The sequence below is a fragment of the Asticcacaulis endophyticus genome, assembly GCF_014652575.1.
Classification (GTDB): domain Bacteria; phylum Pseudomonadota; class Alphaproteobacteria; order Caulobacterales; family Caulobacteraceae; genus Asticcacaulis; species Asticcacaulis endophyticus.
In genome coordinates this window covers 91,844-102,564 of sequence record NZ_BMZB01000006.1, presented here as the reverse complement: position 1 = coordinate 102,564, position 10,721 = coordinate 91,844, and the positions used below count along the sequence as shown (strand labels likewise).

Here is a 10,721-nt window from a genome sequence, read left to right as displayed (position 1 = left end):
CTTTTCTTTCTCTGCCGAGTATATAAAGTACCGTTATGAGCCAGCCCGTCCTTATCGATAATGTCGAACACCACGACCTGAAATATATCTCAGGCCATGCGCCTGCCTTTGGCGACAGCGTCAATCAGGCCCCGGTCTTCCCCACTGAATTTGCTGATATTCAGCGCGAATACCCGATCTTTTTCCGCCGTGACAATCAGGGAACATTCTACGCCATAGCCCTGCTGGGTCTGGACAAGGACGAGAACCTGTTTCTTGACGGCAACCACTGGAATGCCCGTTATATCCCGGCCATGATCGCGCGCGGCCCGTTCCTGATCGGCTTCAAATCCGAAGAGATCGACGGTGAAACCCGCCGTGAGCCGATGATCCACGCCGATATTACCCACCCCCGTTTCAGCCGTACCGAGGGCGAGCCTCTGTTTCTGCCCCACGGCGGCAATGCCCCGCGCCTTGAGCGCATCGCCCGGACGTTGCGCACCATTCACACCGGCGCTGAGGTCATGCCGGTGATGTTCTCAAGCTTCGAAGCCGCCGGTCTGCTGGCGCCGATTGAGGTCGACATCCGACTTGATGAGACCACCGCCTATAAGATACCCGATCTGTTCGGCATCAGCGCCGAAGCGCTGAACGGCCTTAAGGGTGAGGCGCTGCACGCGCTCAATCAATCCGGCTTTCTCGCCCTGGCGTTTCAGGTGATGTCGTCGCTGGGCAATATGTCGAAGATCATAGAACTGAAAAACCATAAACGTGGGGCGGGCCTGTGACATGGCCGACAGCCGCGCCCCCACCACCCAGCCACTGATCCTGGACGGCATCGCACCGGGCGACATCCCCTATGATGACCTGATGGCAGGGCAACGCCCGGTGATTCTGAAAGGGCTGGCGCGGGACTGGCCGCTTGTTAAGGCAGGCTTGAACAGCCACAAAGCGGCCATGGATGATCTGCTGCGCTATTATCAGGGCCGGCCAGTCACCGCCTATACCGCAGCCCCCGGTATCGGCGGACGTTTTTTCTATAATGATGACGTCACCGCCATGAATTTTAAGGGCGAGCGGGTGGCGCTCAATGACTTTCTGGCCCGAATTCACGACCACATCAACGACCCCACCGCGCCCGCCTTTTACATCGGTTCAACCGATCTGGGCCTTTATCTGCCCGGTTTGCGCGATGACAATGACCTGATCCTGAACCACGATATGTTTGAGGCCAATCCGCCCTTGGCCAGCATCTGGATCGGTAACCGTACCATTGCCACCTGTCATTTTGATATGTCGCATAATCTGGCGGTCTGTGTCGCGGGTAAGCGCCGATTTACCCTGTTTCCACCCGATCAGGTCCACAACCTCTATCCGGGCCCGCTGGAGCCGACCCCCGGCGGTCAGGTCGTCAGCATGGTCGATTTCCGCAACCCCGATTATGAGCGCTTCCCGCGCTTTCGTGAGGCACTGGCTCAGGCTCAGGTCGCAGACCTCGAACCCGGCGATGTGCTGTTCTATCCGGCCCTGTGGTGGCATCATGTCGAAGCGCTTGAGCCCTTCAATATCCTGATCAATTACTGGTGGAACACCTCGCCCACCTTCATGGACACACCCTGGACGACGCTGCTGCACGGGATGCTCAGCCTGCGTGACCGGCCAGACCCTGAAAAGGCCGCCTGGCGAGAATTGTTCGATTACTACATCTTCGGCCCCGCCGAAGTGCCTGCCGCCCATCTGCCAGAGGCGGCGCGTGGCCCCCTCGCCCCGCTCGATAACCTGACGGCGCGCCGTCTGCGCGCACAGATACTTCAGAAATTAAACAGGTAGTAAAGCCCATGACCCGACCGCCCGTTAAGAAAGTCGTCATCGCCGGAGGCGGCACCGCTGGCTGGTGCGCCGCCGCCGCCCTGAGCAAAATGATCGGCCCACTGATTGAGGTCACCCTCGTGGAATCGGATGAAATCGGCATTATCGGTGTCGGCGAAGCGACCGTGCCGACCATCCGCACCTTTCACCACCTGTTGGGGATTGATGAGCGCCAGTTTATGCGCGAGACCAATGCCAGCATTAAACTCGGCATTTCGTTCGATAACTGGGCGCGCAAGGGCGATCACTATTTCCACTCGTTTGGCGTGCTCGGCAAATCGAGCTGGATGGCGCCGTTTCACCACATCTGGCTGGAGGCGCGCGCCAAGGGGGTCGCAGGCCCGTTAAGCGACTATTGTTTCGAGCTTCAGGCCGCAGAAAATGGCAAGTTCGAGACCTCCCCCACTTCACGCATCAACTATGCCTATCATTTCGATACCGGCCTTTACGGCCCGTTCCTGCGCCGCCTTAGCGAGGCCGCAGGCGTTACCCGCATCGAGGGCAAGATCGCCCGCGTCGATCAAAACCCGGAAAGCGGCGATATCACCGCGTTAAAGCTTGAGTCTGGTCAAACTATCGAAGGCGATCTATATATCGACTGCACGGGCCTGCGCGGCCTGTTGATCGAAGGGGCGCTGAAAAGCGGCTATGAGGACTGGAGCCACTGGCTGTCCAACGACAGCGCCATCGCCATGCAGACCGAGCCGACCGGCGCGATTGTGCCCTACACGCAGGCCATAGCCCATGACGCGGGCTGGCACTGGCGCATCCCGCTGCAAAACCGGGTCGGACAAGGGCACGTCTATTCCAGCCAGCACATGAGCGATGATCAGGCTATGGATAGCTTTATGGCGACCGTCGGCGCCAAGCCGCTGACAAAACCGCGCACGATTAAATACCGCACCGGCCGTCGTTTAAAAATCTGGAACAAAAACTGTATCGCTATGGGCCTGTCGAGCGGTTTTATCGAGCCGCTGGAATCGACCAATATCCACCTGATGCAGATTGCAGCGACCCGACTGGTGCAGCTATTCCCATTCGACGGGATCACCGACGCCCTGATCAACCGCTTCAATAAGCTGACCGAGGATGAGGTCGTCAACATCCGCGATTTCGTCATCATGCACTATAAGCTGACCGAGCGTGACGACACCGCCTACTGGCGGGAGCGGCGCGACATGGCCGTACCCTACACCTTAACTGAGCGCATTGAGATGTTCCGCGACACCGGCCACGCCTGGCAGGTCGCCGATGAGGTCTTCCGGATCGATTCCTGGCTGCAGGTCATGACCGGCCAGCGCCTTGAGCCGAAATCATGGCACCGTCTGGGGCAGATGATGACGGTTGAGCAATCCAGAGACGCTCTGGCCGCCATCAAATCCCAGATCGATAAGGCCGTGGCCGCTATGCCCGCCCACGGGGATTTCCTGAAATCCTACTGCGCCCTGCCCGAACCGGCCTGAGTGCTTCCTCTACCTCCTCCCCATTCCATGGGGAGGTGCCGAGTTTATCGAGGCGGAGGGGTATTCTGGCGGTGAGCCCCCCTCCATCTACTCGATTTAGAAAGCTAAGGCGTCTTCCGGCTGGGTGGTCATCAGGTCACGGATATGACTCTGATGATCAATCAGTTGGTTGAGAGCGTCTTCGGCAAAGTCCTTGAGCGCTCCGGCCTCGGATGCCGCGACAAAGCCTTCCAACAGGGCAATGGCGTCATTATGGGCATTGTCCTGCGTCTGAAGATAAAGGGCATCAAAGGCACTGAGCGGTGCCCGTTGCAGCTTATCGGCCAGTGAGGTGCGCAGGCCATCCAGATCTACGCCCGGCATCCACAGACCTTCATTAATGGCTATGGTTTCCAGCCGCTGCGACAAGCGGGCATGATCGTCCATCATCCGGCGCGCAAAGCCGCGTACCGCCTCGCGCTGCGATTTTTCGGCCGCCAGCGCCCCGACGCGTTTCTGGAAATTACCGATGATGCGCAACTCACCCGCCAGATTTTCAGGGGTAATCTTCTGCGTGAGACCAGCCCCTTTACGGGTCACATTGCGCGCAATCGCCATCAGGCCCAACATACCGCCAGCCAGCATTAAATGTTTGAAAGTCATGGTAGGTTCCTTTGTTCAGATGGGGGTAATCTGAAGCGGTGCGCCTAAAAAATCGCTGTTAAAAGCTGCGAATTATATAAATATGGGCCTTATCGATATACATAGAATTGGAGCAACTACGGGGGGATCGCTCAATGAAAAAACTCACAGCCATACTCATACTTATGATGATGATTTTGGTTGGTTTTTATGTTTACGCCCTTAAATGGCACGACCATTCTGTCCGTCATATGTGGAGATACCAAAACGCTCTGGTAGGCAACATCATCAATGTCCACGGATATATAAAAGATGGCGGAGATAATCATTACTCTATCATGGATGAATCTTGCCACGCTCAATACTTTGTTATCCTTGATGGCTTGGCGGAAAATAAAGCGAACTTTGTTTCCCATATTCCTCGCCCAACCTATCCCAATCCAAGGCCAACTCTTCTTAAAGGCCAATTCAAAGCAAAAGCGTTACGTGTAAACGGAAGCTTCGGTTTCAATATTATCGAAGTCAAAAGCTTTGAGATTATTGACACTTTACAACCGGAATCCAAAGTACCGATAATTTGCAAATCTTGATAGATTTCCTGCGGGTTAAACGCTTTGCAACATCCTTATTTTCAACCCACGCCCACCCATTTCAACCTTATGGGGTAACCGCCAAAGTCAGTTCACTATCAACCCAACTGTAAGAGGCTGTTATGGAAGAAAATCAAGTCGGCTGGCTGGCCGCTATCATCGTCGGGGCCCTTGCGGGCTGGATCGCTGAAAAGATCATGAAATCCGATCAGGGCCTGTTGCTAAACATAATCTTAGGCATCGTCGGCGCCATGATCGCCAATGGCCTGTTCTCGATCCTAGGCATTTCGTTCGGTGGTATTGTCGGCTTCCTGGTCGCCGGTGTTATCGGGGCCTGTATCCTGATCGCGCTTGGGCGAATGCTCAAGGGTCGAAAAGCCTGATCCGTTTCATAGCCATCAAAAAAGCCCGCCGGATTGATCCGGCGGGCTTTTTTACGTTCTTGCCGCTTAATCGGTCGCCCGCTCAAACGCCTGCGGATGATCGATATCACCGCGAGTGAAGGCATCGCGCACGGCACCGCGAGCATTTTCCCACGGTACGGCACTGTTGCGCGCTTCCCATTCCGCCCGTAAATCGGCCTCGTCTATATCCTCGAACGGACGGTTGCGGTTGTTGTTATAAAGCTCGTAGCCATAGCGATAGGCGGGCTGAACGTCCGAATAGTCGCGCTCAGCGTGCTCTGGCCGACCGCGATAGGCCTGACGCCAGTGCGCATCATGGTTGCTCCAGCCGCGTTCAGCTTCTTCGCTCAGCGGCCCGTTGGTGATAAAACCTGCCATTTCCATATCTCCTGTGCGCCCTACCCTGCCCAAAAAGTTTAGGCGCGCGTGGGTAAGTATCCCATCAGGAAGCATCTGGCGGTTTATAATGGCTCAGGAGTTTTTAAGATCGGAATCGAGGATACGCCCCGGCGACATCCGCCCGCTCGGCCATTCACTGAGTGCCTTAAGATTGCCGATCAGCCGCCCGCGCCGGTCAGCCCACGGCTCAGGCGCAATGGAGCGCACCAGATTGGCGGCCAGATGCTTGGCAATGCCCTCAATCGCGGCAGGCCACGACAGGGTTTTCTTGCGCGCCAGATAGATTCGGTTGGCGACCTGCGAGTAGCCCAGCCGCTTACCCGGACTGCGCCCGGCCTTCTTGGTGCCCAGATGCACGCCGCGCAGCCGATATGAGCGCACAATCGTGCCGTACGGCGCTAACTGACGCGAAAAATCGACATCCTCAAACCATGCGTAAAGCGGCAGAGCTTCATCAAAGCGGATATTGTGTTTGCGCACAGAGTCCATGCGGATCGCCATATTGCAGCCATAGCCATTATAGGTCGGCTCAAGGGTGGAATCGTCATTGGGCCCCAGCCCTTTAACGATATCGACGCCTTCGGCGAACTCAAGACCCGGCCCCAGCGCGCCATCAGCGACCACATGGCCGGTCGCCACCACAACCTGCGGGTCGCCCGTCATCAGGGCCTCAAGCTCGATCAGAAAATCTTCGGAAGGCAGGAAATCGTCGTCAAAGAACACGATCACATCGGCATCCGACGCCTCGATAATGACATTACGTTGGGCGGGCAAGCCGGTCGGTCCGGAGACAATCTCAATCGGCGCGCCATAGCCAGTCAGGGCAGCCGCATCGACATCTTCGGGTTTGGCCGGACAGATAATCAGCTTGTTGGCCGGGCGCTTCATGCGGCCCATGAAATTGATGACGTCGCTCAAAATGTCGCGGCGTCCGGCGGTGGCTATACCGATATCGATTTTCAGGTGGCTCATAATGGCTTTCGGCGGTTACAGGCAATTCGTCGCGCAATGATCAGCAAGTTTTATGCCGCGCGGGCCTTATCTGCAAACACAAAAAAGGCCCCCGCTTAGGAGGGCCTTTTTCGTTGACGCAAGCGCGGTCGACCCTATTCAGGCCAAACTGCGGTCAGGGGTGGGGGCTTACTGGCCCGCAGCGTCCGCCTTGGTGATGGCCGAAGCCGTCAACTTGGTCTGGTCAGCATCCAGCGTACCCGTGATGGATACAGTGTCACCGACCGCAAAGGGCGCACCGGTCACAGCCGAGGCATCAACCGCGATCGGGCGGCTCTTGCCGGACTGGGTGACCACTTCCACCGAGTAGCTTTTGCCGTCGCCAGCCGCTTCGGCCACCGTGCCGGTGACACGCACCGCATCAGCCGCAGGTTCAGCGGTTGTCGCCGCTTCAGGTGTAGTCGCCGGTGTGGCTGTGGTTGGCGGGGTCGCTGGCATAGTGGCTTCCTGAGCCATTACCGGCGCGGCAACAAAGGCACCCAGCAGGGCAGCAACAGCAATTTTTGAGGTCGTGGTTTTCATGAACGTTTCTCTTTTCAAGTTAGGTTCAGTACGAACGTGATGTCCAGTATGGACTTACCCGATAACCCGCACATATTCAGGGGGAGGCTGTGCCAGATTATCGAAACTAATAAGGTGGTGGATACATCCACCGTAAGGTCTGCGGGAGCGATAAAGCCGTTGGCCGTTAAGCCCCGCATGGCCCTTCGAAAACCACGCTAACCCAAGCAGAATAAAGAAACGATCAGGAAAAAACCCGTTCGCGTCAGGGGTTAACAAGGGCCAGATTGCGCCCTATTTCACTTTTTGCAAATCCATCGCAAACCGTTAACCGTCAACGATTAATCAGTCGAACTTGATATTGCATTGACAATTAATGTATATGCAATTAATGATGAATCATGAAAAAAATCTCATCCCTCGACGATCATTTGGGTTACTGGCTGCGTTGCCTGTCGAATTTCGTGTCTGACAGCTTTGCGAAACGGCTCGAAAAACACGATATCACCGTCGCCCAGTGGGTCGTCATGCGCTCACTATATGGCAAAGGCGACCTGAGCCTTAACGAAGCGGCGCGAATCGTCGGCATCGATGCCTCGTCGCTGTCGCGCATGGCCGAGCGTATGGTCCACAAAGGGCTGATTAACCGCAACACCGATCCGATCGACCGACGGGCGGTGAAACTATCCCTGACCCGCAAAGGCGCGCAGCTTTTGCCGCAGCTTGCCGATGAGGCCGATGCCAATGATGCGGCGTTTTTCAGTACCTTAAACGCCGCCGATAAGGCCAAACTCACCGCCACCATCAAAGCCTTGCTCGCCGCCAATGGCTGGAACCCTGACACGCGCGGCAAAGACCGGATGGTATAGATCATGGACGCACATATTGTCGAAAGCACCCTGAAATTGTCGCTGGCCGAGCAGATCACCTTTCCCGAAGTGGTCATGCGTCTGGCGCAAAGCGGTACGGAACGCTATCTGGTCGACATTCCGGGCCAGCGTCATCTGGCCTGGGGCACAGATGGTTCCAGCCACGTCGGCGCCTATGATTATGACGCGGGCGACATCCCCCTCACCTTCGATGCCGCCGCCGTCAAGTCTGCCATTACCGACATCCAGCATGGCCGGATCAAATATCTGACCTTTATGGACCTGATCGTTAGGGCGGGCTGCTGCCATTATTGGGTATTCATTTCGGGCAGACAGGCTATCTATTTCGGACGCGACGGGTCACAGCATATAGAACACTTCCCATCCGCCAGCTAAAAAAGAGATGCCTATGACCGATAAAATCCGCTGCGGCTGGGTGAACCTGAACAAGCCTCACTATGTCCATTATCATGACACGGAATGGGGTATGGCCGTCCACGACGACCGGCTGTTGTTCGAGATGCTGATCCTGGAGGGCGCGCAGGCGGGCCTGAACTGGGAAAGCATTCTGGTCCGTCGGGAAGGGTATCGCGAGGCCTTTCACAATTTCGATGTGGTCGCCTGTTCGCAGATGACCGATGACGAATGTGAGGCCCTGATGACCCACCCCGGCATTATAAAGAATCGCCTCAAGATATATTCGGTGCGCAAAAATGCCCTTGCGTTCATGGCCATTCAAAAAGAGTTCGGATCGTTTGATGCTTATCTGTGGCGCTTTGTGGGCGGTGCGCCCAAGATCAACCGGCCAGCAACGCTCAAAGACGTGCCCGCGATGACGCCTGAATCGGACGCCCTCTCGAAAGATCTCAAAAAACGCGGCATGAGCTTTGTCGGCTCGACCATACTCTATGCCTATATGCAGGCCATCGGCATGGTTGATGACCACGTTAAGGATTGTTTTAGAGCGACTTAAGATTACCTGCCCAATATTCCTGACATTTTATTTATGCCACTTTATAATCTTATCATGGATATCAGAACCAAACCCGGTCGCAATAAATCTGTTAGCTTGTTCAGGGTCAGGAATTGTCTTCTCCGCGCTGAGAATTTCGTCCCAAGTTTCCCAATCCTCAATATCCGTAGCTAATATTACGCCTATTCCATGTTTCCGAGCAGTTGCTAGGATGCGTTGACCATCAGGAAATTTATCAAGAAAAACCTCATTCTGGTTTAGATCGGGAACATGAAAAATAGCATATGATCTGGTTGCAAATTGCTGATGGGATAGCGCCTCGAAAACTCCCTCAACAGTAGTTTGGTCTTTTGGTTTTACCTCGAATGTTACGATTTCAAAATAACGATGAGGTAAATAAGGATACGCCTTTATAGCTAGTATTGATATATCCGGCCGTGTCCACTTTCCCCCAGTGTACGCGCGTCCACGAGTTGCGGTTATACTCACTACATATTCATCGTAATTTTCAGCTTTTGCCCAACTATTATCAATAACTTTCCTCGCTGGTTCATATAAATTCGCTTCTCGTTGAGGGTTTAAAGGAGCTGATTGGTGTAAAACATTAGTTGCTTCTGAACCATTGTCTAACTCTTCAATAATTTTAACTAACTGAACACTCCCCCCTCTACCGCGACCAACCTCTATTTTACCTTGATCGAGAGCTCGTCCATGAGCACGCCAATACCGGTTATGATCTTCGTTCCAACCTAATTTCTCTCTTAAAGATTTATTGCCAGCTTTTCCTAAAGGCATGCTATCAAGCCCATTTAGAAATATTGATAAATCATCTTCATCTGTAGGAATACTTACATACCCTTCCGATAAATCAGTGTCTTCAGTCATCTTTCCCCCTTAATTAACAATATATAATTTAAAAAAATACATTACCAAAATATAAGCACTACAGAACACTTGGTGCATTTAGATTTTGATGGAAATCAACAAACAACCATCATGGTTAATAATTGTTTACACAGTCCAATAGCGGCAATTAGCCCGCTAGCCCAACAGCCCGTGCCGCTTAGCGAACGGCAACCATAGCTCCATGAACGGCTCATCCTTGCCGTCGGTGCGCAGTCCGTGGCCGCCTTTCTCAAAGATATGCAGTTCCGTCGGCGTCTTATTGGCGCGCAGGGCCTGATAGAGCATCAGGCTGTTTTCAGCCACCACCACCCGGTCATCACCGGCATGGGCCAGAAAGGTCGGCGGCATATCGACCGGCAGGTTTTGCTCCAGCGACAAGGCCTTGCGCTGGGCATCGGTCGGGCCATTGGGGAACAACTGCTTGACCGACCCGCCGTGGGCATAGGGGGCCATCATCGTCATAACCGGATAGAACAGAGCCGCCATCAGGGGCTTGGACGATTGCGTATCGGCTTCATCGACGGCGGCATAGGTTTCCCGTCCAAAGCTTTCCGACACCCAACCGGCCAGATGCCCGCCCGCCGAAAAACCAATCACCCCGATATGGTTCGGATCAATACCGAACTCGGCGGCGCGGTGACGGATCAGACGGATGGCGCGCTGGGCGTCCTGAAGCGGCGCTTGCGGTCCCGCGGCCCAACCATCGGCCGGTAAGCGGTAGGTCATGGTGAAGGTGGTGATGCCCTGATCGGCCAGCCACTGATCGGTGCCTCCGCCCGCGCGCGATACCGCCACCCGCACATAGCCGCCGCCGGGGATCATCAGCACCGCTGCGCCATTGGGGTTTTTAGGCCTGCGCACCATCAGGATCGGATCGGTAACATGGGTGGCGGCGGTGTCGTTCGGGTCGCCACCGGGGTTACGCAAAATCCAGTCTTCTTTGGCCGTGACGTTTTCCGCCCCCGGCGCACCGTTGGGCCATAATTTAAAGCTTTCGAGCGGCGGTTTCAGCGCCGGAACGGGTTTTGGCGCGAGGCTCGCAGGCGCAGTTGGCGTTTGGGCGCAGGCAACCTGCGGAAAAAACGCGGCCGCAGCCCCCAGCGTGAGTAAACGACGACGATCCATGCACAAGCCCC

14 protein-coding genes are annotated in these 10,721 nt (G+C 55.2%); 8 read left to right on the top strand and 6 right to left on the bottom strand.

The features are described 5' to 3' along the window. Positions 1–35 precede the first annotated feature (35 nt). Genes IE102_RS16170 through IE102_RS16160 form a run of 3 tightly spaced genes read left to right on the top strand, consistent with a single transcriptional unit; the run spans position 36 to position 3,311 of the window. Complete coding sequence (locus IE102_RS16170) at positions 36–767, top strand: SapC family protein (protein ID WP_189488612.1); 732 nt, start codon at positions 36–38, stop codon at positions 765–767. Between the two features lies 1 nt (position 768). Beyond that, positions 769–1,809 (top strand): cupin-like domain-containing protein, encoded by a 1,041-nt coding sequence (locus tag IE102_RS16165; protein WP_189488610.1) that lies wholly within the window; start codon positions 769–771, stop codon positions 1,807–1,809. A gap of 8 nt (positions 1,810–1,817) precedes the next feature. After that, positions 1,818–3,311: a tryptophan halogenase family protein gene (locus IE102_RS16160; RefSeq protein ID WP_189488608.1), complete on the top strand. Its 1,494-nt coding sequence runs from the start codon at positions 1,818–1,820 to the stop codon at positions 3,309–3,311. Positions 3,312–3,407: 96 nt separating this feature from the next. Here IE102_RS16160 and IE102_RS16155 read toward each other — a convergent pair whose 3' ends face one another. After that, on the bottom strand, positions 3,408–3,953 hold the full coding sequence (locus IE102_RS16155) for a DUF4142 domain-containing protein (protein WP_189488606.1): 546 nt from the start codon (positions 3,951–3,953) through the stop codon (positions 3,408–3,410). Between the two features lie 134 nt (positions 3,954–4,087). On the opposite strand from IE102_RS16155, the gene IE102_RS16150 reads away from it, so the two are divergent. After that, a complete protein-coding gene (locus IE102_RS16150) occupies positions 4,088–4,522 on the top strand; it encodes a hypothetical protein (RefSeq protein WP_189488604.1) in 435 nt (144 codons plus the stop codon). A gap of 122 nt (positions 4,523–4,644) precedes the next feature. Further along, on the top strand, positions 4,645–4,905 hold the full coding sequence (locus IE102_RS16145; RefSeq protein ID WP_189488602.1) for a GlsB/YeaQ/YmgE family stress response membrane protein: 261 nt from the start codon (positions 4,645–4,647) through the stop codon (positions 4,903–4,905). A 66-nt stretch (positions 4,906–4,971) separates the two neighbouring features. On the opposite strand, the gene IE102_RS16140 is transcribed toward IE102_RS16145, so the two are convergent. The 3 genes from IE102_RS16140 to IE102_RS16130 form a co-directional block, all read right to left on the bottom strand. After that, positions 4,972–5,304, bottom strand: coding sequence for a hypothetical protein (locus IE102_RS16140; protein ID WP_189488601.1), 333 nt, complete (start codon positions 5,302–5,304; stop codon positions 4,972–4,974). A gap of 93 nt (positions 5,305–5,397) precedes the next feature. Then, positions 5,398–6,297 (bottom strand): glycosyltransferase family 2 protein, encoded by a 900-nt coding sequence (locus tag IE102_RS16135; protein ID WP_189488599.1) that lies wholly within the window; start codon positions 6,295–6,297, stop codon positions 5,398–5,400. A gap of 168 nt (positions 6,298–6,465) precedes the next feature. Continuing rightward, positions 6,466–6,858 (bottom strand): hypothetical protein, encoded by a 393-nt coding sequence (locus IE102_RS16130; protein ID WP_189488597.1) that lies wholly within the window; start codon positions 6,856–6,858, stop codon positions 6,466–6,468. A 380-nt stretch (positions 6,859–7,238) separates the two neighbouring features. On the opposite strand from IE102_RS16130, the gene IE102_RS16125 reads away from it, so the two are divergent. The 3 genes from IE102_RS16125 to IE102_RS16115 are packed head-to-tail and all read left to right on the top strand — an operon-like array spanning position 7,239 to position 8,679. After that, complete coding sequence (locus tag IE102_RS16125; RefSeq protein WP_189488595.1) at positions 7,239–7,706, top strand: MarR family winged helix-turn-helix transcriptional regulator; 468 nt, start codon at positions 7,239–7,241, stop codon at positions 7,704–7,706. A gap of 3 nt (positions 7,707–7,709) precedes the next feature. After that, positions 7,710–8,102, top strand: a complete 393-nt coding sequence (locus IE102_RS16120; protein ID WP_189488593.1) for a DUF1398 domain-containing protein — start codon at positions 7,710–7,712, stop codon at positions 8,100–8,102. A gap of 13 nt (positions 8,103–8,115) precedes the next feature. Next, positions 8,116–8,679: a DNA-3-methyladenine glycosylase I gene (locus tag IE102_RS16115; RefSeq protein WP_189488591.1), complete on the top strand. Its 564-nt coding sequence runs from the start codon at positions 8,116–8,118 to the stop codon at positions 8,677–8,679. A 27-nt stretch (positions 8,680–8,706) separates the two neighbouring features. Here IE102_RS16115 and IE102_RS16110 read toward each other — a convergent pair whose 3' ends face one another. Continuing rightward, positions 8,707–9,564 carry a hypothetical protein gene (locus tag IE102_RS16110; RefSeq protein WP_189488589.1) on the bottom strand — a complete coding sequence of 286 codons (858 nt, stop codon included), beginning with the start codon at positions 9,562–9,564 and terminating at the stop codon, positions 8,707–8,709. Positions 9,565–9,720: 156 nt separating this feature from the next. Then, the gene (locus tag IE102_RS16105; RefSeq protein WP_229807817.1) at positions 9,721–10,710 is read right to left on the bottom strand and encodes an alpha/beta hydrolase; all 990 of its coding nucleotides are present in this window, start codon (positions 10,708–10,710) and stop codon (positions 9,721–9,723) included. Between the last annotated feature and the right edge of the window lie 11 nt (positions 10,711–10,721).

Coding starts and splice junctions, on each gene's coding strand:
- IE102_RS16120 (WP_189488593.1), top strand. CDS start 7,710: ATGGACGCACATATTGTCGAAAGCACCCTGAAATTGTCGCTGGCCGAG.
- IE102_RS16150 (WP_189488604.1), top strand. CDS start 4,088: ATGAAAAAACTCACAGCCATACTCATACTTATGATGATGATTTTGGTT.
- IE102_RS16110 (WP_189488589.1), bottom strand. CDS start 9,564: ATGACTGAAGACACTGATTTATCGGAAGGGTATGTAAGTATTCCTACA.
- IE102_RS16140 (WP_189488601.1), bottom strand. CDS start 5,304: ATGGCAGGTTTTATCACCAACGGGCCGCTGAGCGAAGAAGCTGAACGC.
- IE102_RS16145 (WP_189488602.1), top strand. CDS start 4,645: ATGGAAGAAAATCAAGTCGGCTGGCTGGCCGCTATCATCGTCGGGGCC.
- IE102_RS16135 (WP_189488599.1), bottom strand. CDS start 6,297: ATGAGCCACCTGAAAATCGATATCGGTATAGCCACCGCCGGACGCCGC.
- IE102_RS16115 (WP_189488591.1), top strand. CDS start 8,116: ATGACCGATAAAATCCGCTGCGGCTGGGTGAACCTGAACAAGCCTCAC.
- IE102_RS16170 (WP_189488612.1), top strand. CDS start 36: ATGAGCCAGCCCGTCCTTATCGATAATGTCGAACACCACGACCTGAAA.
- IE102_RS16165 (WP_189488610.1), top strand. CDS start 769: ATGGCCGACAGCCGCGCCCCCACCACCCAGCCACTGATCCTGGACGGC.
- IE102_RS16105 (WP_229807817.1), bottom strand. CDS start 10,710: ATGGATCGTCGTCGTTTACTCACGCTGGGGGCTGCGGCCGCGTTTTTT.
- IE102_RS16125 (WP_189488595.1), top strand. CDS start 7,239: ATGAAAAAAATCTCATCCCTCGACGATCATTTGGGTTACTGGCTGCGT.
- IE102_RS16155 (WP_189488606.1), bottom strand. CDS start 3,953: ATGACTTTCAAACATTTAATGCTGGCTGGCGGTATGTTGGGCCTGATG.
- IE102_RS16160 (WP_189488608.1), top strand. CDS start 1,818: ATGACCCGACCGCCCGTTAAGAAAGTCGTCATCGCCGGAGGCGGCACC.
- IE102_RS16130 (WP_189488597.1), bottom strand. CDS start 6,858: ATGAAAACCACGACCTCAAAAATTGCTGTTGCTGCCCTGCTGGGTGCC.